The organism is Candidatus Burkholderia verschuerenii, from assembly GCF_001189365.1.
Taxonomy (GTDB): Bacteria; Pseudomonadota; Gammaproteobacteria; order Burkholderiales; family Burkholderiaceae; genus Caballeronia; species Caballeronia verschuerenii.
This window is the reverse complement of record NZ_LFJJ01000075.1, coordinates 1-23,657: the sequence shown is the minus strand read 5'-3', so window position 1 is coordinate 23,657 and position 23,657 is coordinate 1. Positions and strand designations below refer to the sequence as shown.

The following is a 23,657-nucleotide window of genomic DNA, read 5'->3' as shown; positions in this document are numbered from 1 at the left end:
CTTCCGTTCGCTGGGCCTGCCGTCGGTCGGTCCAGCGCCGATCAACTGATCCGAACCGCCGTGTACGGACCCGTACGCACGGTGGTGTGGGAGGGGTCGGGCCGCGAGGCCTGCCCCTATCCCGATCATTGTTTCATCCGTTTTCGTTCGGTGCTCAAAGTCTCAGCACTTTGAAGGTCAATTGAAATTGTTCACCGGTATCTGACAAACAAACTCAAATATTTAGGATTCAGAGAATATAAATTGTCGTATATCTAACTAAAAATCTCGGTCGCAATTGGTTACTTGATGTTTGTCGATTAAAAGCAATTAAGTATCCAAATTGATTGAACTGGACCATCTGAATAATAAGTTCGGATGCCATAACAAAGTTTAGTCAGATTCTCGAGCGAGTCTGCCGATGAACGGCGTTTTCGCCTGTCGCCTTTCTTGATTTTGATTGAAGGCGCGGCGAAACGTAGTCCGGACAGCTTTCTCAACTCTGACTAAACGTTGCGAACCGAGACAAGAGGTGAGTGCATGAACAAGATGTATCGTGTGGTGTGGAGCGAGGGTTTGGGATGCTGGACGGTGGTATCCGAAAACGCCAAAGCCAGGGGGAAAAGGGCAAAGCGGGCTGAAATGGTCGCGTTGTGCGCGGTGGGGTTGGTTGCGGGTAGCACGTAGGCAGGGCCGGCAGATGGCTATGCTGTCGGGATTCTGGGGCAGGACTCCAACGATCCGACGTGCATAAGCTCTGCGGCGCCAGGCACACTGTCGACCGATGGCGCGTCGTGCGACGGCACCGGCCACATGGGTGCCGGATTTGCGGCCTACGACGGTAACGGCGCGATGGTGGCGTATTCCGTCGCCGGCACTGACGGATCACTCCAGATGGGAGGCAGCACCGTCCAGATCGATTCCGGCACCAATACCGTGATGAGCGTGGGCGGCAGGCCGATCTTCACGCTGAGTCAGACTGGCATTGTCGTTGGCAGCGGCACCACACTGAACATGAACAGCAACAAGATCACCGGTTTGCCAAGCGGGACTGTGTCCGGAGGGAGCTCGGACGCAATCAACGGTAGCCAGCTCTATGGGACGCTTTCCACTACTGCATCGATCCTGGGCGGTGGCGCATCGGTCAACGCAAGCGCGGCTAGAATCAATGCGCCGACCTATTCGTTGTCGAGCGGGACGTATCACGACGTGGGTAGCGCTTTAATTGGTTTGGATGGTGAAGTGATTTCGCTGTCGACTTCGGCTTCGACGGGCATGAGCTCACTGTCCTCGAGCGTGAGTTCGCTGTCGACATCGACCTCAACCGGCATGAGTTCGCTTTCGTCTAGCGTGAGCTCGATGTCGACAAGTGTGAGTTCCATGTCCACGAGCGTCAGCTCGCTTTCGACCAACGTCAGTTCGCTGTCCAGTAGCGTCAGTTCGCTGTCCACTTCGACCTCGACGGGCATGAGCTCGCTTTCGTCCAGCGTGAGTTCGCTGTCGACTTCGACCTCAACGGGCATGAGTTCGCTTTCGTCGAGCGTAAGTTCGCTTTCCAGCGGCGTGAGTTCGCTGTCGACGTCGACCTCGACGGGCATGAGCTCGTTGTCCACCAACGTCAGCTCGATGTCATCGACCGTGAGCTCTCTTTCGACCAGCGTCGATACGCTGTCGACTTCAACCTCGACGGGTATGAGTTCGTTGTCGACTAACGTCAGCTCGATGTCGAGCAGCGTAAGTTCGCTTTCGAGCAGCGTCGACACGCTGTCGACTTCAACCTCGACTGGCATGAGTTCGTTGTCGACAAACGTCAGCTCGATGTCGAGCAGCGTGAGTTCGCTTTCGTCCAGCGTCGATACACTGTCGACTTCGACCTCGACGGGTATGAGTTCGTTGTCGACCAATGTCAGCTCAATGTCGAGCAGCGTAAGTTCGCTTTCGTCCAGCGTCGATACGCTGTCGACTTCGACTTCGACTGGCATGAGCTCGTTGTCGTCCAGCGTCAATTCGCTGTCGACCTCGACCGGCATGACATCTCTGTCGACCGGTATCAGCTCGCTCTCCGTCGCACTCTCGAACACGGTTCAGTACGACAATCCGGACCACACGCAGGTAACGTTCGGCAACCCCGGCACGCCGGTTACATTGAAGAACGTCGCGAAGGGCGAGGTCAGCGCAACCAGCGACCAAGCGATCAACGGCGCGCAATTGTTCGGCGCGGCATCGAGCACTGCCGCGGCTCTGGGCGGTGACTCGACCGTGAGCGCGGACGGCACCGTCACGGCAAGCTACAAGTTCGACGATGGTTCGACGTTCAACAATGTCGGCGATGCACTGTACAACCTCGATGGCCGCGTCACGCAGAACACCGACGACATCAGCATCATCAACACGACGCTGAGCACGATCAACGGCGGCGGCGGCATCAAGTACTTCCACGCCAATTCCGTGCTCGCGGATTCGACGACGGCAGGTGCCGAATCGGTCGCGATCGGCGGCAATGCGCAGGCCAACGCGGACAATTCGGTCGCTATCGGCTCGAACTCGGTGGCAAGCGAAGCCGACACCGTGTCCGTGGGCGACGCGGGCACCGAACGCCGCATCACAAATGTCGCTGCCCGCGTGAACGACACCGACGCGGTGAACGTGTCGCAACTCAAGCAGTCGATTTCGACCAGCGTCGCCAATGTCGTGACGTACGACAATCCGGAGCACACGCAGGTGACGTTCGGCAACCCGGACGCGCCGGTCACGCTGAAGAACGTCGCGGCAGGCGAAGTCAGCGCAACCAGCGGCGACGCCATCAACGGCGCGCAACTGTTCGGCGCGGCATCGAACACGGCCGCGGCTTTGGGCGGCAACTCGACCGTGAACTCCGACGGCTCCGTCACGGCAAGTTACGAGTTCAAGGACGGCTCGATCTTCAACAGCGTCGGCGGCGCGCTGTACAACCTCGACGGTCGCGTCACGCAGAACACCAGCGACATCAGCGTCATTAACACGACGTTGAGCACGATCAACGGCGGCGGCATCAAGTACTTCCACGCCAATTCGACGCTGGCCGATTCGTCGGCGTCGGGCGCGGAATCGGTGGCGATCGGTGGTAACGCGCAGGCGATCGCCAACAACTCGGTGGCGATCGGTTCGAACTCGGTGGCCAACCGCGACAACACGGTCTCCGTCGGCGCGGCGGGCGCGGAACGCCAGATCACGAACGTGGCGGCCGGTACGCAGGACACCGATGCCGTCAACGTGTCGCAACTGAAATCGTCGGGTCTGATCAACGGCAACGGCACCGCCAACACGGCCGTCACCTACGATCACAACGCCGATGGCTCGACGAACTATTCGAGCGTCACGTTCGGCGACGGCTCGTCGGCCACGACCATCCACAACGTCTCGGTCGGCACGGTCGGCACGGATGCGGTGAACGTCGATCAGTTGAACGCGGCCATCGGCGCGGTGACGAATATCGCGGAAAACAGCAATCCGATGATCGCGGTGCAGGGCGATCGCAACACGGAAGCTGCCAGCGCGACCGGCACGCACTTCGCCGCGATGGGCGCGAACGCGGTCACCACCGTCGACAACTCGGTGGCGCTGGGCGCGAACTCCGTGGCCGATCGTTCGAACACGGTGTCCGTCGGCTCCGTGGGCAGCGAGCGTCAGATCGTCAACGTGGCGGATGGCACGCAAGCGACCGACGCCGTGAACGTCCGTCAACTGGATCTCGCGAAGGCGCAATCGCAAGGCTATACCGATGCCCGTATCTCCGGCGTTCAGTCGCAGATCAACGACGTCGCGGGCAAGGCGTGGGGCGGTATTGCATCGGCGATGGCCGTGGCGGGTCTGCCGCAACCGACCGCGCCGGGCAAGACGATGGTCGCGGCAGCGGCTTCGCGCTTCGCCGGCGCGACGGGCGCGGCGATTGGCGTGTCGTACGTCACCAACGACGCACGCTGGGTCGTGAAGCTGTCCGGCAACACGAGCAGCTACGGCAGCGTCGGCGTGGTCTTCGGATCGGGCTATCAGTGGTAAGCATGATCTGACCGCTCCGTGCAAACGGGGCGGTTGATGCTGCTTGGTCAAGATCGGCCGCCTTCGCGCGGCCGATTGCGCTTCCGCCGCTCGTCGAGCTGAAAATCTGTCTTACAATTGTCCGTCCTGACAAGCACGTCACAGCGCGAACATGAACGAGCGCAAGCCGTCCGGCCAGGCCGATCGCATCTATAGCGACATTCTCAACAGCATCATGGAAGGCGAGTTCAAGGAGGGCGATCGCCTTCTGACGGAACACGCTTTCGCGGAACGCTTTGCCACCTCGCGTCCCACCGTGCGCGAGGCGCTGGCGCGGCTTCGCGCCGATGGCATCATCGTGACGCGGCGCGGTTCCGGGACGGTTGTCGGGCGGCGTCCCGATCCGGACGTGCGGCGTTTCGCGCCGCTCGAAACCCTGTCCGATATCCGCCGTTGCTACGAATTTCGCGTCGTCACGGAAGCGGGCGCTGCGGAACTCGCCGCCATCAAGGGCGACGAGGACGATATCCGCGCAATCGAGGACGCGTGGAACGCGCTGGAGCGCATCGTCGAGTCGCAGCAGGGTATCGGCGCGCGGGACGATTTCGCGTTCCATCTCGCCGTCGCGCGGGCGTCGAAAAACCAGTTCTTCATTACCGTGCTGACCTTCATCGAAGAGCAGGTGATGTTCAGCATGAATCTCTCGCGACGTTTGTCGCTCGTGAAAACGCTCGAACGCCAGCAACTCGTGCAGCGCGAACATCGCGATGTGCTCGATGCCATCCACGATCGCGATCCCGCGCGCGCCGGTCGCGCCATGAAAGCGCATATCGAAAACGCGCTGGAACGTATGTTCGGCGATTAGCCCGTTCAGGCGAAAGAGGTCATACGACTGATCGCGAAACCAATGGGAAACCCTCGGATAACAGTCAAAGTTGTTTGACAACTTCGGATGCAATTGCTACTTTTGCTCTGCATCCGACCGTCAAACACTTTTTGCCGAGATCCCATGAACACGCAGCCGATCACCGAATCCGAGTTGTCCACATCCGTCATGGCCGTGCCGCCGCTTGCGCGCAAGGCCGACTTTTCGCTCGACGTCGAGCAAAATCGCAGACTCGTCGCGCATATGGAAGCGGGCGGCGTCCGCACGCTTCTGTCCGCACGCTTCTTTATGGCGGAAACGCGAACTTGTATCACGTCGCGGTGAGCGAATATCGCGAGTTGTTAGACATATTGTCAGATTGCGCTTCGCCGCAGACGCGCGTGATTCCGGCCATCGGGCCCGATTACGGCAAGATGCTCGATCAGGCGCGCATCCTCGCGTCGACGGGCTATCGCACCGCGATGGTCTTGCCGCTCGCCGGCTTCACCACGCCACAGGGCGTCGCCACTGGTCTGCGACGACTGAGCGATATCGCCGGGATGCCGTTCACGCTCTATATCAAGAGCGAGGATTACGTGGACGTCGACACGCTCGCGGCGCTCGTCGCCGACGGCACGCTGGTCGCGGTCAAGTACGCGATCGTGCGCGCGAATCCCGTCGACGATCCGTGGTTGCGTCGTCTGCTGAACTCTGTGCCGGCGTCGAAAGTACTGTCCGGCATGGGCGAGCGTCCCGCGCTCGTGCATTTGCGCGACTTCGGACTGGCTTCGTGGACGACCGGCTCCGGCTGCATCGCGCCGAACGCGGTGATGGCGTCGCTCGATGCCGCCAAGTCCGGCCGGATGGACGAGGCGCATCGCATCCACGAACGCTTTTTGCCGCTCGAAACGCTGCGCGATCGCATCTCGCTGATTCGCGTCCTGCACGATGCCGTGACGCTTTCCGGCATCGCCGATATGGGCCCGATTCTGCCGCTGCTCAGCGGCACGCCCGCCGACGCGCTGCCTGCCGTCGAACGCGAAGCCCGCGCGCTGCTCGACTTCGAGCAATCGTTCGCCAATCAGGCCGCGTAGGCGGTCAAGCGTCACCGGTCAAGGAAACCGTAGGAAAAAGCGGTTAAACGAGCGCGAAAACACGCGCTCGGGGTATCTCCCGAGCGCGTTCCGCAAAGCCCCGCACAGAATGGAAAAACACCCTCGGAAGGCGTTCAGGTAACGCTCCCGGGGCGCTTCCGGTTGCTTGACATACGATGATTCCGTTAGCTATTTTTCAGTTTCCGGAAGCAGTCGCAAGGGAACGGGCAATACCCGAGCATCGATATACCAACGACAAAGCAGCCGGGCCGATCGATCACCGGCGGCGCGAGAAGTGAGGAGACAACATGGCTTTCCAGGCAAGACTGTCGGTCAAACTGGCGGCGGTTTGCGTCGCCGTGGGCGCGGCGTTCGCGTCGTATGCGGCGCGTGCGGCCGATCCCGTATCGATCAACATCGTCGATGTCGCGGGCAATCTGCAACTGACGCAGAAGGGTTTTGAAGCCTTCAAGACGAAGTACCCGGCGCTCGTGTCCAACATCACCTTCACCAACGCGCCCGCGCCGCAATTGCCCGGCAAGATCAAGGCGATGCAGGCGGCAGGCCGATCGGATATCGATCTCGTCGTGACCGGCACGGATGCGCTGGCCGCCGGCATCCAGCAAGGTCTGTGGGAAAAACTGCTGCCCGATCAGTCGAAAGCCTTCCCCGGTGTGCTCGACAAGTACGCGCCCGGCCCGCGCAAGATGCAGGACATCGCGCAGGGTTACGGGCTGGAAGTCACGTATATGCCCGCCGGGCCGCTGCTCGAATACAACCCGGCCAAAGTCACCGACACCGACGTGCCCAAGACGCCCGATCAACTGCTCGCGTGGTGCAAGGCGCATCCGAACAAGCTGATCTACGCGCGTCCGGCCAACTCCGGCCCGGGCCGCACCTTCCTGATGGGTCTGCCGTACGTGCTCGGCGACAAGGATCCGACTGATCCGATCAACGGCTGGGACAAGACCTGGGCCTTCCTCAAGCAACTGAACGACTGCATCCCGTATTACCCGGGCGGCACGTCGGCGGTGATGAAGGAACTCGGCGAAGGCACGCGCGACATGACCGTCACCGTGACGGGCTGGGACATCAACCCGCGCGCGCTCGGCATCGTCCCGGCGGAATTCAAGGTCGCCGCGTTCGACAACATGACCTGGGTGAACGACGCGCATTACATGGTGATCCCGAAGGGCGTGCCGAAGGAAAAGCTCGACGTGCTCTACAAGCTGATGAACTTCATGCTCGAGCCGGCGCAGCAGGCCCTGACGTATGACGACGGCTACTTCTATCCCGGCCCGGCAGTGAAGGATGTGCCGCTGAGCATGGCGCCCGCGAAGAGTCAGGAAGTCATTCAGAAGTTCGGCCGTCCCGAATACGCGAAGCTGCTCGCGGATCGTCCGCATGTGTTGCCGCTGAATGCGCAGGCGATGGTTGCCGCGTTCCAGAAGTGGGACCGCGAAATCGGCGCGCAGAAGACGAAGTAAGCATCGGCCCGAAGTCGGCATAAAGACGGCGACGTTCCTTGCGAGGGACGTCGCCGCTTGCGCAATAAAGCGCAACAAAACGCACATAAGCGCGGAATATCGCCATGAAACACACTTTCGAACAACTGCGCCTCGACTCGGTGTCGCGCAGCTTCACCAATGCGGAAGGACAGCAGCTTGCCGCGTTGAAGGGACTCGATCTGAACATCAAGCGCGGCGAATTTATCGCGCTGCTCGGGCCATCGGGATGCGGCAAATCCACCGCGCTGAATTGCATCGCCGGATTGCAGCCGTTGTCGGGCGGCGGCATCTGGCTCGACGAAAAACGCATCGACGTGTTGCCGCCCGAGAAGCGCGGCTTCGGCATGGTGTTTCAGAATTACGCGCTGTTCCCGCATATGTCGGTGCTGGATAACGTCGGTTTCGGTCTGAAGATGCAGGGCGTGTCGAAGGCGGAAACGATGAAGCGCGCGAAGGCCGCGTTGCAACTCGTGCAACTGATCGGACACGATGCCAAGTTGCCGGGCCAGTTGTCCGGCGGTCAGCAGCAGCGCGTGGCGATTGCACGCGCGATTGTCATCGAACCGCCGCTGGTGCTGATGGACGAACCGCTGTCGAATCTCGACACCAAGCTGCGTATCGAGATGCGCGCGGAGATTCGGCGCATCCACGGCAAGCTCGAGCGCGCGACCATCTACGTGACGCACGATCAGGACGAAGCGCTATCGATGGCCGATCGCATCGTCGTGATGAAGGAGGGTGTGGTGCAGCAGGTCGCGTCGCCGAAGGAAGTCTATGCGCGGCCGAAGAACCTGCATGTCGCGCGATTCATGGGCTTTCGGAATGTCGTGCTGTGCACGCTCGAAGGCACGCAGGGCGAGTGCGTCGCGGTGAACGCGAACGGCGTGCGTCTGCTCGGCACGCCGATGGAAGGATTCGACAGCAAGCGCGTGTCGATCGCGCTGCGTCCCGAGGATATGGAACGCGCGTCGCCTACGGATCAAAACGCGTTCGATGCGCACGTCGAAGTCGTCGAATACGGCGGGCGCGATTCGCTGATCATCGTGAATACGGCATTCGGCAAGCTATGGGCGCGGATCGCGGGCGAATGCACCGAAGGCGAACGCATTTCGCTGCGCGTCGCGCCGTCGAAGTCGCTCGTGTATGGAGAAGACAAATGATCGCGCTGCCCGCACAGCCGCGCGATCCGAAAGGCTGGCTCGTCGCGCCCGCGCTGCTGTTTATCGTCGCGCTGTTCATCTATCCGTTCGCCTACGGCCTGATGCTCAGCTTCAATCCGATGAACGGCGGCAGCGCGTGGGCCAACTACATCACGTTCTTCACCGATACGTCGATGTGGCCGACGATCATCGTCACGCTCAAGCTCGCGGTGCCCGCGACGATCATCAATGTCGGCGTATCGGTGCCGGTCGCGTTCGCGCTGCGCAGGTCGTCGCCATATCAGAAGTTCGCGACGACGCTGCTCGTCATTCCGGTGACGCTCGGCACCGTGCTGATCGCCGACGGCATGCTCACGTATTTCAGCCCGCACGGCTGGTTTCCGCAGGCGATTCAGGCGCTGCATCTCTACGACGACGAAGTGCGCCTCACGCACAATTATTGGGGCGTGCTGATCTCGCTGATCGTGTCGGGCTTTCCGTTCGCGTTTCTGCTGACGTTGTCTTATGTGACGGGCATCGATCCGACGCTCGCGCGCGCCGCCGCCACGCTCGGCGCGGGACCGTGGCAGCAATTCCGGCAGATCTATTTGCCGCTGTTGCTGCCGGGCCTGACGATGACCGCGTGTCTTTCGTTCGTGCAGGCGTTTTCGGTGTTTCCGTCGGCCGTGCTGCTCGGCGCGCCGGCCGGTCCGACGCGCGTTATTTCGATCGCCGCATCGGAAGCCGCGTTCGAAAGCTACGATTATTCGCTGGCATCGACGATTGCGATTCTGATGGGCTTCGTGCAACTGCTGGTCGTCGGCGGCATGCTGGGCGCGCGCCGTTTCTTCTACAACGGTCCGGTGACGGGAGGAAAGGGCTGATGACTTCCCCTAACCAGGCCAATCAGGCTGCGCCGACGTGGCCCGCCGCATCGCCGGGCAAAATAATGAAACAGCAAACGAGTCTGCGCGACAAGCTGTGGAAGTGCTTCGTCTGGGCGACGATGGGCTTCTTTCTGATCAACGTGCTGCTGCTGATCGCGACCGTCGCGGTGAACTCGGTGGCGACGCACTGGTTCGGCACGCTGCTGCCGCAGGGCTTCACGCTGCACTGGTATGCGCAGGCGTGGAGCGACTTTCAGTTGTCGAGCGTGCTGCTCGTCACGATGGAAGTGGTCGGCGCGGTCGTGCTGCTGTCGATCGCGCTCGGCGTGCCGGCGGCTTACGCACTCGCGCGCGTGCAGTTTCCGGGCAAGCGCTTCGCCATGCTGATCTTCCTGTTGCCGCTGATGGTGCCGCCCGTCACCTACGGCATCCCGATGGCGACGGTCATGTACAAGGTCCATCTCGCCGGCACGCTGACGGGCGTGATTCTCGCCAATCTGGTGCCCGCACTGCCCTTCGTGATTCTGGTGATGACGCCGTTTATCGAGCAGATCGATCCGAATCTGGAATCGGCGGCGCGCATTTTCGGGGCGAACACGACGCGCTATTTCCGCTACGTGCTGCTGCCGCTGCTGGTGCCGGGCATGCTCGCGGCGGGCTTGCTGGTGCTGGTGCGGACCATCGGCATGTTCGAGCTGACGTTCTTCACCGCCGGGCCGACCACGCAGACGCTGGTCGTCGCGCTGTATTACGCGGTGTTCTCGACGGGCGTGCGCGCGCCGCAATCCATCGATGCAATGGCGATGATCTACATGGTCATCACGCTCGTCTGGGTGCTGATCGCGCTGCAATTCGTCAGTCCGACGCAACTGGTATCGCGTGTGAAGGAACAGCGTCAATGATTGGCGATATAGTCGCGGACCCGGTAACTTTCATCAGAAGCCAAGTAGTGACCCAAACTCGCGAAGTATTCGAACTGAAGGCCGAGCCGCGTGTCGTGATCCGTCGCGGCGCGCATGCCATCGAGCTGGCGCCGTCGGCGGGCGGACGCATCACGCGCTTCTTTACGGGAGACGCGTCGGGCGTGCATGACTGGCTCGCCCCGATCCATCAGACGAGCTGGCCTGCCGATGCGTGGCCCAAAGGCGGCAGCTATCCGCTGGTGCCGTTTTCCAATCGCGTGCGCGACTCGCATTTTCCCGGCCCGGACGGCGAGACCGTGCGGCTCGCGGCGTTCCCGTCGATGGCGCACGCGCTGCACGGCTTCGGGCAATACGCGGACTGGCGCATCGAGCGTCGGGAGGCGGATGTCGTGGAGATGCGCTATGAGCATCGCGCGGGCGAGCACGGCTGGCCGTGGGCGTTCGAAGCAATCCAGACCATCGAAATGACGGACGACGGCGCGCGTCTGTCGATGCGCGTGATCAATCGCTCGTCGCGCGTGATGCCGATCGGCCTCGGCTTTCATCCGTACTTCGCCGCCGTCGATGCCTCGCTCGACACGAAAACGCTCTGGCGTCACGAAGGCGAAATCGCCATCGAGCCGACCGACGAAACGCCGGTGCGCGAGCATCGCCGGGAAGATCAGGGTTATACGCGTTATCTGAGCGGCTGGAACGGCCGCGCGACGCTGCGTTACGCCGATGGCCGCGCGCTCGATCTCAAAGCCGACGGCATGCTCAACCATGTCGTCGTGCATTGTCCGGCGGGCGCGGGGTATCTGTGCGTCGAGCCGGTTTCGCATGTCAGCGACGGCTTCAATCTCGACGCGAAGGGCTTGCCCGGCACCGGCATCGCCTTCATGCGGCCAGGTAGTGAAACGTCGGCGTCGCTCTCGATGGCCAGTCGCCGCGCGCCCGGACCGGCACGCCGACGCCTGCGCCTGATCCGCGCCTCGACGCGCGCCTGAACCGGGATGCGCGCGCGTCCCGCGCAGCAGCGCGACGATGCGGCGGGCGTGACGCCACGTACGACGAGACAGACATCCTTGTTCATGGCGGCGCCTCCGATAGGCGTTTGAAGTTTCAGCGCATCGTGGAGCTGGGCGTCGAGAAGAACGCCTCGACCAGTTTCACGATGCGCCAGGTCGAACACGGCCGGCGAAAATGCGCGTCGAAACCGGCTTCCTTCAGCGAATGCACGGGATCGGCGGGCCAGACATTGCTCATCGCCACGAGCAGTTTTCCGGTGAGATCGGCGTCCATGCGCAAGTTGCGCAGGAACACGTAGCCGGATTCGCTGTCTAGCGTGGTGTCGAGCAGCAGCGCCTGCGGCTCCCAGTTATGCACCAATGCGCGCACCGACCAAATCCTGTGAATGAATGACGTCCAAGCCCTTCAGACGAAGCTGGACCGCAAGGAACTCCCCGACCGACTTGTCCTTGTGTCCGATCAGAACGCGGCGCGACGAATCGCCCGCTTCGACTCGCTTGATGCGCCACAACGCGAACGCGCTTTCGTTGTCGGCTTGACGGCTTGACATCTCATCCTCCAGGTTTTTAAGTGGTTGTATTGGTTGATTTGATGCAACTATTTTTGACCGTCCGTGCTTTCGGCTAAACCCGGCACGGGTAGGGGGGATTCGCCGATTTTGGGGGACTGCCGAATGTATCCCTTCGAAAGGAGGGTGGAAGTCAATCGGAGCACGCGTAATATCGGAACCGTTCTCGGGGAAGTGATATGGAAAATGGTTATTTCAAAAATGTATTGCTCGTAGAGGACGAGGGGCTGACCAGGAGCGCGATGAAAAGCCTCATTCTGGCGAACGAGCCCTTACTCGAAATCGACGAAGCGGATGGGTTCGAGCAGGCGAAGGCGAAGCTCTCGGCCAATACCTACGATCTGATGTTCCTCGACTACCACTTGCGAGGCCAGACGACGGGCATGGATTTGCTCAACTGGATTCGCGAGGAAGAGCGCGAGGTGCAGACCATCATGTTGTCGGCGCAGGACGACCGCGACACGGTGCTCGAATGCATCAAGAACGGCGCGTGCGGGTTCATCTCGAAGGGCAGCGAGCAGGGCGCAAGCGTCTTCCGCGAAGCGCTCAAGACGATCCTCAGCGGTCGCGTCTATCTGCCCAACACGGTGCTCGGCAAGGGCGGTCATAGCCCAAAGCCGATGTCGACGCACGCGGGTCCGACCATCGAATCGCTCGAGCTGCCGCCGCGACTGAAGGAAACGCTGCGTTATCTGCTGCAAGGTCTGTCGAACAAGGCGATCGCGCGGAAGATGAACATCAGCGAAAACACGGCGAAAGAGTATTCGAGCGATCTGCTCGCGCGCTTTCACGTCACGCGTCGCACCTTCCTGATCGTGGAGATGGCGCGACGCGGCATCGAGATGCCGACGAGCCATACATCGTCGGCTTCCTGAGCGACACTATTCGGCAATACATGTGGCGCGGACGTCCGTAAGGATGTCCGCGTTTTCTGTTTTATGGTTGCCTTCTGTCTGCGGAAAACTCCGAGAGATTGGGCGAGAGTGGTAAGGTATCGCTCGGATTATTTCTTTAGACAGGAATCGCCTTAGTGAATCGCTGGTCGATATTCAGACAATGGCACGACGCGCGCGCGGCGGGTGTCGTCGCGGCGGCGCTGGTGCTCGGCGCATGCGCGCCGCTTCCGCAACAGAACGCGGATACGGACGCGGCCGCCGCCGCTTCGGCTGCGTCGGCCGCTCAGGTCGCCAAAGCGGCGCCGTTCAAACCCGCGCCGGGCGAGCAGCGCATCGTGGTGGGCAGCTCCGGCGGCTTTCATCGGACGGTTAAGGCGACCGCGCCGTCGCAAGTCTGCGATTACGACGCCTTCGCCGATGGCGTGCGCTACGGCTACGCGCTGACCTGGAACCGTCTCGTCAGCGAAGACGCGCGCAATGCCGGCGGCAAGAGCGCCAAGCGCAAGTTCGACGCGTCGGCCGTGCACTCGCAGGACGATCAGTACAAGATCCAGTGGGACGGCAAGGAGCGCACCAACGCCTGCGCGTCCGACGGCTACCTGATCGGTCGCGTCGTCGGCACGCATATGGCGGGTGTGGACATGGACGGCGTCAAACCCGCGTCCTGAGCCTTTCGGCCACCCGGAATCAGTCGCATGTGCGCGGCCGTGACGAAGCGGCTCGCCACTGCGATATCGCCGTAAATCGTGTAGCCGGTGCCGTTGGCCGACTGCTGCGCCACCGCCAGCACCACGGACTGGCTCGCGTATCCCTTGCCGGGAATCGACACCGCCTGCGAATCCGCGCTCATCGAATATTCGCGGACGCGCGGGTCCAGCGGCAACCACTTCGCCTTCACGCACTTGATGAAATCGTAGGGCAGGCGTTGCGACACACCCGAGCCGACCGGTACGGACTTCAAGAGCGCATCTTCGGTCGATATGCACCCCGTCAAGATCATCGCGCCGATGGCCGTCAGGCCGACGGTCAGCTTCGTTTTCAGTTTTTTTGTCATATTCCTATACCTTTCTCTGCAGTTTCCACTTAAATTCTGCACCCGACACCGGTTGCTTCGCCGATTCGTCTGGACAAACGCGGAACGAATCGTTATCTGACAAATCGTAAAGCATGGAAAACGGTTCGCGATGCCTTGCCGGGCGGCGATTCCGGTCATTTTTCCCTGCCGCGAAGCTTTCGATCCGTAGTTGTCTCAATATTAATAAAGTCGCGTCAACCATCGCCGTTATACAGACGTTTCCAGCCCTGAAGCCAGTTGTACGGCGTGGGGCGCGAACGGCGAAAGCCGTAAAAATTGCGCTTCAACGGCGCAGGTTTCACCCTGATCACAACGATGAGCGCTGTCGTCGGCGGTTTGAATGCCGGAAACAGCGCGAGCCAGTTCTAAAGAACGCATGTCTCGCACACAGTTGGTCGCTCGGCTTCGCGCCGTGTACTCGCCCGCCAGCGCCACGGGCCGCTTCGATATCAAGCGCCTCGTCGCGCCCGCGCTGACGGTCCTCGTCGGCGTGCTGCTGCTGATCGTGTTCCAGCATCTTTCGCGCGCGGTCGATTACAAGTCCGTGATTCACGCGCTGCGCATCACCACGCCGGCGGCCTGGGCGGCGGCGCTGTTCGCCACCGCACTGAGCTTTGCGGCGCTGGTCGGGCGTGATTTTATCGGTTTGCGCCACATCGGCGTGAAAGTGCCGAGCTCGCTGCTGTGGGTCGGCGCGACCGTCGGCTCGGCGCTCGGCAACGTCACCGGCTTTGGCGCGCTGACGGGCGGCGCGGTGCGCTGTCGTGTGTACGGCGCGGCGGAAGTCACGCCCGCGCAGGTCGGCCTCCTGTCGATCTTCACCGGCGCGACGCTCGCGCTGTCGCTGGCCTTCACGACCGCCGTCGGCATGGTGTTCTCCGCCGATACGCTCTCCGGCATGATGCGCCTCTCGCCCGCGATGCTCGAAACCGCGGGCACGGCGCTGTTGTGCGTGTTCGTCGCGATGGTCATCGTCTGCGGACGCGAGCAACGCACGCTGCAATCGCGCGTGAAGTGGCTGTCGTTCACGATCCCGACGCGCCGCGATTTCGTCGCGCAGACCGCGCTCGCCGTGGTCGACGTATTCGGCGCGGGCCTCGCGCTGTGGGCGCTGCTGCCGATGAGCGCGCACGTTTCCTTCGCCGATTTCATGACCGTGTTCTCCGCCGCGATGCTGCTCGGCATGATCGGCCATACGCCGGGCGGCGTTGGCGTGTTCGAAGCCGCGATGGTGTTCGCGCTCGGCGGCAGCGTGCAAACGCCCGACGTGCTCGCCGCGCTGCTGGCTTACCGCGCAATCTACTTCGGCTTGCCGCTGATCCTGTCGGCCGGCGTGATGGCCGTGTTCGAAGGCCGCGCGCTGAAAGGCCGCTTCGCCTTCCTCAATCCGCACAATGTTTCGCAACTCGCGCCGGTGTTCCTGTCGATCGTGACCTTCGCCGCCGGTTCGATGCTCGTCATTTCCGGCGCGACGCCCGCGTTCAAGATGCGTATCGCGCTGTTGCAGATCATCGTGCCGCTGTGGGTGCTGGAAAGCTCGCAACTGCTCGGCTCGGTGCTCGGTGTGCTGCTGCTGTTCGTCGCGCGCGGTCTGATGCGCTGGCTCGACGCCGCGTGGTGGCTGGCCATCGGTCTCGCTGTCGCCAACTTGCTGCTGTCGCTGGCGAAGGGTCTCGCGTTCGTCGAAGTGGGCGTGCTGGCGTTCCTCGTCGTGCTGCTGATCGCGACGCGCGAGCGCTTCAATCGCCGTTCGTCGCTGTTCGCCGAGCGCTTCACGATGACCTGGCTGTTTTCCATCGGCATGGTGATGGCGGTCGCGACGTGGATCATGTTCTTCGCCTTCCGCGACGTGCCGTATCAGACCGATCTGTGGTGGCAGTTCGCGTTCGACGAGCGCGCCCCGCGTGCCTTGCGCGCGACGCTGGCGGCCGGCGTGTTCGCCTCGGCCTTCGCCGTGTGGCAACTGTTGCGCCCGGCGGCGGGCCGTTTCGTCAAGCCCGCGCCGCAGGATCTCGCCGATGCCTCGCGCATTTTCCGCGCGCAGGAACGCAGCGACGCCGGCCTCGCGATGATGGGCGACAAGAGTTTCCTGTTCTCCGAGTCGCGTCAGGCATTCCTGATGTACGCGAAGCATGGCCGCACCTGGGCCGCGCTGCACGATCCGGTCGGTCTGCGCGACGAATGGGCCGCGCTGATCCGCAAGTTCGTCGAACTCGCGCATGCCCACAATGGCCGCGCCGCGTTCTATCAGGTTCGCGCCGATGCGCTGCCGCTGTACCTCGCCGCCGGTCTCATGCTGATGAAGCTCGGCGAGGAAGCGCACGTCGCGCTGGCCGACTTCGATCTGAAGGGCTCGCACCGTTCGCATCTGCGCTATGCGCTATGCGCTATGCGCTATGCGCTCAAGCGCGGCGAGCGCGATAACTTCGACACCGAAGTGATCGGCCCGGATCGTATTGTCGAAAGCATGCCGATTCTGCGCGCGATCTCCGACGACTGGCTCGACAGCCGTTCCGCGCGCGAAAAGAGCTTCTCGGTCGCCGCGTTCAACGACGAGTATCAGGCCGCAATCCGTGCTGCTGGTGCGTCAGGCGGGCGAGCCGGTCGCCTTCGTCACCTTCATGACGACCGACATGAACACCGAGGCGACCGTCGGCGTGATGCGCCATGTGTCGGCCGCGTCGCCGTACGCGATGGAATACCTCTTTACCAAGCTCGCGCTGCATCTGAAGGAAGCGGGTTTCAAGTCGCTGTCGCTGGGGATCGCGCCGTTGTCGGGCATGGAGCCGACGCCGCTGGCATCGCACTGGCATCGTCTGGCCGGGCTGGTGTGGCGCTTCGGCGGCCGTTTCTATAATTTCCGCGGTCTGCGCGGATTCAAGAGCAAGTTCCAGCCGCGCTGGGAGCCGCGTTATCTGGCGGCGTCCGGTTCGGTCGGCGTATTTTTCACTTTGGCAGATCTCTCGCTTCTCGCGGGTGGATGGCGTTCATGACATTCCTGAGCAAGACCTTTTTCGCGGCGCTGGCTGGTGCCGCGATGTTCAACGCAGCCCACGCGGCCGACACCCACGCCGTCGAGAAGATTCCCGGCGGCCGCTACGGTCAGGTCGCGCTGACGAAGCCCGTCGGCGACATGACCGGTTTCGCCGTGCTGTTCTCGGAGAAGAGCGGCTGGAACGCGGCCGATCAGCAAGCCGCCGACGCGCTCGCCGCCAAAGGCGCGATGGTGATCGGCGTCGATACGATGCAATACGCCAAGCGTCTCAAGGCCGACAAGTCCGAGAAGGAATGCCATAACCTGGTCGGCGATGCGGAAAACATGAGCCATCAGCTCGAACGCACCGTGCAGTCCGATCATTACTTCGCGCCGATTCTGATCGGCACGGGGCAAGGCGCGATCGTCGCGGAAAGCTCGCTGAAGCAGGCGCCGGACAATACGGTCGCGGGCGCGGTGTCGCTCGGCTCGGATCCGATGCTCGACGCGCGTTTCAATCCGTGCGCGCCGGATACGACCATCACCCACGCGAAGGGCCTGCCGGGCTTCTTCGAATACACGGCCGTGCTCGAAACGGTCCGCACGAAGGCCGATGCCATCGTCGCGATGACCGCGCCGCATCTGAAGAAGCCGGAAGCGGCGGCGGTGGCGACGGCGGCATCGCAGCCGAAGAAGACCACCTCGGCCCGCGAAGGCGATGTCTCCGATCTGCCGCTGATCGAACTGCGCGCCGCACAGCCGACCGATTTGCTGGCGATCGTCATTTCCGGCGACGGCGGCTGGCGCGATCTCGACAAGACGATGGCGCTCGCGCTGCAACGCGATGGCGTATCGGTCGTGGGGATCGATTCGCTGCGTTACTTCTGGAGCGAGAAGACGCCGCAACAGACCGCGACCGATATCGCCCGCGTGATCCGCGCCTACAACGCGCGCTGGCACACGAGCCACGTGGCGCTGCTCGGCTACTCGTTCGGCGCGGACGTGATGCCGTTCGCCTACAATCGCCTGCCCGCCGATGTGCGCGACGACGTCTCGTATATTTCGCTGATGGGCTTCTCGCCCTCGGCGGATTTTCAGATTCGTGTGACGGGCTGGCTCGGCATGCCGGCGAGCGAAAAGGCGCTTCAGGTGCGTCCCGAATTCGCCAAGCTGCCGCCCGCGATGGTGCAGTGTATCTACGGCGAGAAGGAAGAAGACACGCTGTGCCCGGCGCTGACGAAGACGGGTATCGAAGTAGTGAAACTGCCGGGCGATCATCACTTCGGCGGCGACTACGATGCGCTCGCCAAACGCATCCTCGCGGGTTGGCGTAAGCAGATCGAGGCGAAGAAGACGTAAGCCCCCTTGCAGTACCATGTCCGCACATCCCACAAGGAGTCCGGCATGTCCCTGATCGATCACCTCGACCATCTCGTGCTTACCTGCGTCGACGTCAAAGCCACCAAGCGCTTCTACGTCGACGTGCTGCAAATGGAACTGGAAACCTTCGGCGAAGGCCGCATGGCGTTCCGGTTCGGCAATCAGAAGATCAACCTTCACGTGCGCGGCAAGGAATACGAGCCGAAGGCGCATATTCCCGCGCCCGGCGCACTCGATCTGTGTTTCATCGCCGCTGTGCCGCTCGATCGGGTGATCGAACGGCTCGGGCAGATGAACGTGCCGATCATCGAAGGTCCGGTCGAGCGGACCGGCGCGACGCGCAAACTGCGGTCGGTCTATATGCGCGATCCGGACTTCAATCTCATCGAGATTTCCGAATACCTTTGAGCGTCACTTGAGCGGGCCGAGATAATCGCGCTTGCCGATCGGTACGCCGAGATGGCGCAGGATGTCGTGCGTCGTCGCGACGTGAAAGTAGAAATTGGGCAAGCCGAAGCCGAACAGATAATCGACGCCCGAAAACGACGGCGAAAAGTCCGGAAACTTCAGTGTAATCGTGCGCGTATCGCTGCCTTCGAGCGATTCGTGCTGGATGCTCTTCAGATACGCCACCGTCTTCGCGATGCGCTCCTGAAGCGCCGCGAAACTGTCCTCGAATTTCGGCGCATCGACGCCCGACAGGCGATGCGCCGACAACTTCGCGGTATCGCTCGCGCGCTGGATTTGCGCGACCAGCGGCAGCATGTCGGGCGCGAGTCGGGCGTTGATCAGTTCGGCGTGGGGAAGGCCTTTTTCATCGGCGTATTTCGCGCCCTTGGCAAGCAGATCGCCGCAGACTTCGAGTCCGCGAATAAAAACCGGAATCGACGCGCGATACATCGTCAGTGACATGAAGTGTGCTCCGTGTAATTGATTTGAGTCCGGCATCGCATGATCGACGCCGGCCGACAGGGGAGACAAGCATAGCGCCGCGCCCGGGAACGCGCTCAATCGTCCGGCCGCTCGCCGTGCCGCGCTTTCCAAGCGGCCAGATCGGCTTCGTAGCGGGCCATCGCTTCGTCGTAGAGATCGAAGACGCACGGGTTGCAGCCGCTCTGGCAGCACTCGCCGGGTAGCGGTCGTTCGGTTGCGCGACGCCGCCTAATTCGGCAGCGTCCGCGCCGAACCAGCCGTCAGCCAGCGCCGATGCCAGCCAGGCGGCCTTCAGCGCCGAAATCCGCCGCACCCAGGACGGCGTTCCGCATATCCGCGCGGCGGATTGGGGCAGCCTGGGCTTCGGCTTCGGCTTCGGTTACGCGCAGGCGCAGGACAACCTGTGCACGCTGGCCGATGGCTTCGTCACCTATCGCGGCGAGCGCGCCGAGCACTTCGGCCCGGACGCGCGGCCGACCGCCAACTCGACCTTCGGCCAGCCGCGCAATCTCGACGCCGATTTCTTCTTCCGCTTCGTCGATGACCGCGCCGTCGTCGAGCGATATCGCGCGGCGCAATCGCCGGAGCTGCGCGCGACTATCGACGGATTCGCGGCAGGTTACGACCGCTATCTCGCCGATCTCGACGACGGCAAATTCCCCGACGCGCACGCCGCCTGCCGCGGCAAGCCGTGGGTCGCCAAAATCGATTCGAACGATATGTACCGACGCCTGATCGCCGCGAACATGGCGGGCGGTTCGGTGCGTTTCGCGCAGGCGATCGCGGCGGCGCATCCGCCGCGTCCGAGCGCGCCGCGTGGCGACAACGATGCGCCCGAAGCCCCCGACGCGCCGCGCGTGCCCGCGCCGCCCGCGTTGAGCGCGTCCGCCGACGACGCGCTGCGTTTTCCCATCGGCGATCAACCGGGCATCGGCAGCAATGCGCTGGCGTTCGGCGCGCCCATCACGAGCGATCATCGCAGCATCCTGTTCGGCAATCCGCACTGGTTCTGGCGCGGCCCGGACCGTTTCTATCAGGCGCAACTGACAATTCCCGGCAAGGTCAACGTCGCGGGCGTGGCGTTTCTCGGCGTGCCACTGATCGTGCTCGGCTTCAACGAGAATGTCGCGTGGACGCATACGGTGTCGAGCGCGCGGCGCTTCGGCATCTTCCAGTTGACGCTCGATCCCGCCGATCCGACTCGCTACGTCGTCGATGGCAAGACCGAACCGATGACGCCCGTCACGCTTTCCGTGCGCGCGCGCCGCGCCGATGGCTCGCTCGAAACCGTCACGCGCACGCTGTTCCGCACGCGTTACGGCCCGGTGATCGATCTCTCGACGATGGCGCCCGCGCTCGCCTGGAGTCCGCAGCACGCCTTCGCGTTGCGCGACGTCAACGCGGACAACGTGCGTTCCTTCGAGAACTTTTTCGTGTGGAATCAGGCGCGTTCGCTCAACGATTTCATGGCGATCCAGAAGCGTTACGCGGCGATGCCCTTCGTCAACACTTTCGCGATCGGCCGCAACGACGCGCGCGTGTATTTCGGCGATATCGGCCCGATTCCCGATGTGCCCGATACGCTCGCCGATGCCTGCACGACGCCGATCAGCCGCGCCTTCGCAAGCCGCGTGTCGGGCGTGCCGTTCCTCGACGGCTCGAAAAGCGCTTGCGCGTGGCGCGTCGATCCGGCAAGCGCGCAGCCGGGCGCGTTGCCGGTCGATCAGTTGCCGAGCGTCGTGCGCGGCGATTATGTCGGCAATTTCAACGACAGTTATTGGCTCACCAACGCGAACGCGCCGCTGACGGGTTATCCACGCGTGGCGGGCGCGACGCAGGTCGAGCAGTCGCTGCGCACGCGCTACGGGCATTTGCTGGCGGCGCGGCTGCAACGCGCGCCGGGCGGCATCACGCGCGACGCGCTGGAATCGGCCGTGCTCGAAACCGGTTCGATGTCCGAGCAGCTTTATCGCAAACCGCTGCTCGATGCCGTCTGCACGCTCAACGATGCGCAAAGCAATCTGCGCGATGCCTGCGAAGTGCTGCGCAACTGGAACGGCACCGCCGATATCGACGCGCGCGGCGCGAATCTATGGGACGAGTTCTGGTCGCGCGTGACGAAGATCGCGCCCGAGCGCCTGTTCGCGACGAGCTTCGATCCGAAACATCCGCTGAACACGCCGAACGGCTTCAATATTGACAATCCCGGCGTCGTGCAGGACTTGCGGCAGGCGCTCGGCGGCGCGGCGCTGTCGCTGAACGGCTTCGCGCTCGACTCGCGCGCGGCGACATCCTCTACACCACGCGCAACGGCGCGCGCGTGCCGCTGTTCGGCGGCTGCGACGAACAAGGCTATTTCACGATCGTCTGCGCGCGGCGTCCGCTGGACAACAAGGGTTATCCGATGGAACCGGCCGGGCAGGGCGACAGCTATGTGCAGATCGTGAGTTTCGGCGCGGGCGCGAGCGGCGTCGAAGCGGACACGATGCTGTCGCACTCCGAATCCGACGATCCCGCCTCGCCGCATTCCGGCGACGCGACCCGCGCATTCGCCGCGAAACGCTGGCAGCGCTTTCCGTTCACCGATCAGGCGATCGATTCCGATGCCGCGGTATCGCGCGTGGTGGTGTCTGGCACGTCGGCGGGCGCGAAATAGCGCGCGTCGCGGCACATCGCAAAAAATCGCGCCAAATCACGGCGCGATGTGCGCGGCCGGTCGAGCGAGCGGCGAAACCCGTCTATCATAGAGGTTTGCCCTGCATGGATACACGCTCATGACAACCGGCGACAGCACTCATCACGAAGAGGCGGTGCGTCTCGACTCCGCCACGCTGCGCGAATTCGTTGACCGTAAATGGAACGACGAAATCGTGCCCGCACTGACCGATTACATCGCGGTGCCCGCAAAAAGCCCCATGTTCGACGCCGATTGGGCGCGGCACGGCTTTATCGAACGCGTCGTCACCGATGCGGTCGACTGGATCAAGACGCAGACCGTCAAGGGACTGAAAGTCGAGATCGTCCGTCTCGCCGGCCGCACGCCGGTGATTTTCTTCGAAGCGCCCGCCACGCGCTCCGGCAGCACGGAAACCGTCGTGCTGTACGGCCATCTCGACAAGCAGCCGGAATTCGAAGGCTGGCGCACCGATCTCGGTCCGTGGACGCCGAAGCTCGAAGACGGCAAGCTCTACGGTCGCGGCGGCGCGGACGACGGCTACGCGACCTATTCGAGCATCGTCGCGCTGGCGGCGCTCGATGCGCAGGGCGTCGAACGGCCGCGCTGTGTCGGCATCATCGAGACTTGCGAGGAATCGGGTAGCTACGATCTGCTGCCTTATGTCGATGCGCTGCGCGAGCGGCTCGGCGACGTCGGCCTCGTCATCTGTCTGGATTCGGGCGCGGGCAATTACGATCAGTTGTGGCTCACCACGTCGCTGCGCGGGCTCGTCGCGGGCGATCTCGAAATTTAGGTGCTCGAAGAAGGCCTGCATTCGGGCGGCTACAGCGGCATCGCGCCGTCGACGTTCCACATCATGCGGCAACTGTTCGAACGGCTCGAAGACGCTTCCACCGGCAATCTGCTGCCGAAGGATTTTCATTGTGCGATTCCGTCGCAGCGTCTGCGCGAGGCGGAAGCGACCGCGCAAATTCTCGGCGACGATGTCTGGAAGAAACTGCCGTGGAGTTGCGGTCAGGACGGCGGCAGCGTCTTGCCGACCACGACCGATCCGAGGGAAGCGCTGATCAATTCGACCTGGCGTCCGTCGCTGACGGTGACGGGCGCGGCCGGTCTGCCGTCGCTCGCGGATGCCGGCAACGTGCTCGCGCCGCGCACGGCGTTCAAGCTGTCGCTGCGTCTGCCGCCGCTCGTCGACGCGACGGATGCCATCGGCAAACTTCAGTCGCTGCTCGAGTTCGATCCGCCGTACAACGCGAAGGTCGTCTTCAAGCCCGAAGCGGGCGCGGCGACGGGCTGGAACGCGCCGGACCTGGCGCCGTGGCTGGCCAGCTCGATGAACGATGCATCGCGCCGTCATTTCGGCGCGGACCTCGCGTTCATGGGCCAAGGCGGCACGATTCCGCTGATGAACACGCTGAAGGAAGGCTTTCCGCGTTCGCAATTCATGGTCGTCGGCGTGCTCGGCCCGAAGTCCAACGCGCATGGCCCGAACGAGTTTCTCGACGTGCTGTTCGCCAAGAAGCTGACGGCGGCGGTGGCGGAAGTCATCGCCAGCGCGCCCTGAAAGCCGCGGCGCTTCTGATCGAAAGGAAGCCCGCTTTGATGCGGGCTTTTTTTGTGCGCCCAGCATGGGCGCACTCTTGCGGGTGCAAGTCGCGCGGCAAGTTGACCACAGCGAGCGAAGTGAAGCGCAACTGCGGAAGGGCGACCGACCGTGGGGAGGAAGCGTGG

Annotated in this window: 21 protein-coding genes and 4 pseudogenes; 18 read left to right on the top strand and 7 right to left on the bottom strand. The window is 62.9% G+C overall.

Annotated elements, in window-relative coordinates; all coding sequences use genetic code 11:
• Positions 1–519: 519 nt before the first annotated feature.
• Entirely contained in the window at positions 520–666 is a 147-nt protein-coding gene (locus BVER_RS35950; RefSeq protein ID WP_198155264.1) for an ESPR domain-containing protein, read from the top strand.
• 146 nt (positions 667–812) lie between these two features.
• Here the strand turns inward: BVER_RS35950 and BVER_RS35240 are convergent, their stop codons facing one another.
• Entirely contained in the window at positions 813–947 is a 135-nt protein-coding gene (locus tag BVER_RS35240) for a hypothetical protein (RefSeq protein ID WP_269750769.1), read from the bottom strand.
• Between BVER_RS35240 and BVER_RS35945 the strand changes: the two are divergent.
• Positions 919–1,080: pseudogene (locus BVER_RS35945) on the top strand (hypothetical protein); the annotation flags it as partial. The gene BVER_RS35240 and the pseudogene BVER_RS35945 overlap by 29 nt on opposite strands.
• 101 nt (positions 1,081–1,181) lie before the next feature.
• Here BVER_RS35945 and BVER_RS33870 read toward each other — a convergent pair.
• Positions 1,182–2,060, bottom strand: a complete 879-nt coding sequence (locus BVER_RS33870; protein WP_232316557.1) for a hypothetical protein — start codon at positions 2,058–2,060, stop codon at positions 1,182–1,184.
• On the opposite strand from BVER_RS33870, the gene BVER_RS33865 reads away from it, so the two are divergent.
• The 8 genes and pseudogenes from BVER_RS33865 (at position 2,008) to BVER_RS14590 (ending at position 11,398) form a co-directional block, all read left to right on the top strand.
• Positions 2,008–4,017 carry a YadA family autotransporter adhesin gene (locus BVER_RS33865; RefSeq protein WP_050453921.1) on the top strand — a complete coding sequence of 670 codons (2,010 nt, stop codon included), beginning with the start codon at positions 2,008–2,010 and terminating at the stop codon, positions 4,015–4,017. The two genes, BVER_RS33870 and BVER_RS33865, sit on opposite strands and share 53 nt — an antisense overlap.
• 151 nt (positions 4,018–4,168) lie before the next feature.
• A complete protein-coding gene (locus BVER_RS14620; RefSeq protein WP_050453920.1) occupies positions 4,169–4,861 on the top strand; it encodes a FadR/GntR family transcriptional regulator in 693 nt (230 codons plus the stop codon).
• Positions 4,862–5,005: 144 nt separating this feature from the next.
• Positions 5,006–5,955 (top strand): annotated as a pseudogene (locus BVER_RS14615) (dihydrodipicolinate synthase family protein).
• A gap of 308 nt (positions 5,956–6,263) precedes the next feature.
• Positions 6,264–7,442, top strand: coding sequence for an ABC transporter substrate-binding protein (locus BVER_RS14610; protein ID WP_050453919.1), 1,179 nt, complete (start codon positions 6,264–6,266; stop codon positions 7,440–7,442).
• Between the two features lie 104 nt (positions 7,443–7,546).
• Positions 7,547–8,623, top strand: coding sequence for an ABC transporter ATP-binding protein (locus tag BVER_RS14605; protein WP_050453918.1), 1,077 nt, complete (start codon positions 7,547–7,549; stop codon positions 8,621–8,623).
• Positions 8,620–9,486 carry an ABC transporter permease gene (locus BVER_RS14600; protein ID WP_050453917.1) on the top strand — a complete coding sequence of 289 codons (867 nt, stop codon included), beginning with the start codon at positions 8,620–8,622 and terminating at the stop codon, positions 9,484–9,486. The genes BVER_RS14605 and BVER_RS14600 overlap by 4 nt, the downstream gene beginning before the upstream one ends.
• The gene (locus BVER_RS14595) at positions 9,486–10,391 is read left to right on the top strand and encodes an ABC transporter permease (protein ID WP_050453916.1); all 906 of its coding nucleotides are present in this window, start codon (positions 9,486–9,488) and stop codon (positions 10,389–10,391) included. The genes BVER_RS14600 and BVER_RS14595 overlap by 1 nt, the downstream gene beginning before the upstream one ends.
• Before the next feature lie 47 nt (positions 10,392–10,438).
• Entirely contained in the window at positions 10,439–11,398 is a 960-nt protein-coding gene (locus BVER_RS14590) for an aldose epimerase family protein (protein ID WP_232316556.1), read from the top strand.
• A gap of 115 nt (positions 11,399–11,513) precedes the next feature.
• Here BVER_RS14590 and BVER_RS33860 read toward each other — a convergent pair whose 3' ends face one another.
• Both BVER_RS33860 and BVER_RS33855 read right to left on the bottom strand, forming a co-directional pair.
• Positions 11,514–11,789 carry a response regulator gene (locus BVER_RS33860; protein ID WP_232316555.1) on the bottom strand — a complete coding sequence of 92 codons (276 nt, stop codon included), beginning with the start codon at positions 11,787–11,789 and terminating at the stop codon, positions 11,514–11,516.
• Positions 11,770–11,970: a hypothetical protein gene (locus BVER_RS33855; protein WP_232316554.1), complete on the bottom strand. Its 201-nt coding sequence runs from the start codon at positions 11,968–11,970 to the stop codon at positions 11,770–11,772. Before BVER_RS33855 ends, BVER_RS33860 begins: the two co-directional genes overlap by 20 nt.
• 197 nt (positions 11,971–12,167) lie before the next feature.
• Between BVER_RS33855 and BVER_RS14580 the strand changes: the two genes are divergently transcribed.
• Together BVER_RS14580 and BVER_RS14575 are read left to right on the top strand one after the other, a co-directional pair.
• Positions 12,168–12,863, top strand: a complete 696-nt coding sequence (locus tag BVER_RS14580; RefSeq protein ID WP_050453915.1) for a response regulator — start codon at positions 12,168–12,170, stop codon at positions 12,861–12,863.
• A 155-nt stretch (positions 12,864–13,018) separates the two neighbouring features.
• A complete protein-coding gene (locus tag BVER_RS14575) occupies positions 13,019–13,552 on the top strand; it encodes a hypothetical protein (protein WP_232316552.1) in 534 nt (177 codons plus the stop codon).
• Here the strand turns inward: BVER_RS14575 and BVER_RS14570 are convergent.
• On the bottom strand, positions 13,480–13,938 hold the full coding sequence (locus BVER_RS14570) for a hypothetical protein (protein ID WP_198155263.1): 459 nt from the start codon (positions 13,936–13,938) through the stop codon (positions 13,480–13,482). The genes BVER_RS14575 and BVER_RS14570 overlap by 73 nt on opposite strands.
• 397 nt (positions 13,939–14,335) lie before the next feature.
• Between BVER_RS14570 and mprF the strand changes: the two are divergent.
• The 3 genes and pseudogenes from mprF (at position 14,336) to BVER_RS14555 (ending at position 18,721) form a co-directional block, all read left to right on the top strand.
• A pseudogene (mprF, locus tag BVER_RS14565) lies at positions 14,336–16,952 on the top strand (bifunctional lysylphosphatidylglycerol flippase/synthetase MprF).
• Positions 16,949–18,292 (top strand): virulence factor family protein, encoded by a 1,344-nt coding sequence (locus BVER_RS14560; protein ID WP_050453923.1) that lies wholly within the window; start codon positions 16,949–16,951, stop codon positions 18,290–18,292. Before mprF ends, BVER_RS14560 begins: the two are co-directional and overlap by 4 nt.
• Before the next feature lie 45 nt (positions 18,293–18,337).
• A complete protein-coding gene (locus BVER_RS14555; RefSeq protein ID WP_050453914.1) occupies positions 18,338–18,721 on the top strand; it encodes a VOC family protein in 384 nt (127 codons plus the stop codon).
• Positions 18,722–18,724: 3 nt separating this feature from the next.
• Here the strand turns inward: BVER_RS14555 and BVER_RS14550 are convergent, their stop codons facing one another.
• Together BVER_RS14550 and BVER_RS30180 are read right to left on the bottom strand one after the other, a co-directional pair.
• The gene (locus BVER_RS14550) at positions 18,725–19,225 is read right to left on the bottom strand and encodes a DUF1993 domain-containing protein (RefSeq protein WP_050453913.1); all 501 of its coding nucleotides are present in this window, start codon (positions 19,223–19,225) and stop codon (positions 18,725–18,727) included.
• A gap of 95 nt (positions 19,226–19,320) precedes the next feature.
• The gene (locus tag BVER_RS30180; RefSeq protein ID WP_370444257.1) at positions 19,321–19,479 is read right to left on the bottom strand and encodes an oxidoreductase-like domain-containing protein; all 159 of its coding nucleotides are present in this window, start codon (positions 19,477–19,479) and stop codon (positions 19,321–19,323) included.
• A 69-nt stretch (positions 19,480–19,548) separates the two neighbouring features.
• On the opposite strand from BVER_RS30180, the gene BVER_RS14545 reads away from it, so the two are divergent.
• From BVER_RS14545 to BVER_RS14540, 3 genes and pseudogenes are all read left to right on the top strand, one after another.
• Complete coding sequence (locus tag BVER_RS14545) at positions 19,549–21,693, top strand: penicillin acylase family protein (protein WP_083452193.1); 2,145 nt, start codon at positions 19,549–19,551, stop codon at positions 21,691–21,693.
• Positions 21,651–21,902, top strand: a complete 252-nt coding sequence (locus tag BVER_RS35600) for a penicillin acylase family protein (protein ID WP_083452192.1) — start codon at positions 21,651–21,653, stop codon at positions 21,900–21,902. The genes BVER_RS14545 and BVER_RS35600 overlap by 43 nt, the downstream gene beginning before the upstream one ends.
• Before the next feature lie 118 nt (positions 21,903–22,020).
• A pseudogene (locus tag BVER_RS14540) lies at positions 22,021–23,490 on the top strand (M20/M25/M40 family metallo-hydrolase).
• The last annotated feature ends 167 nt before the right edge of the window (positions 23,491–23,657 follow it).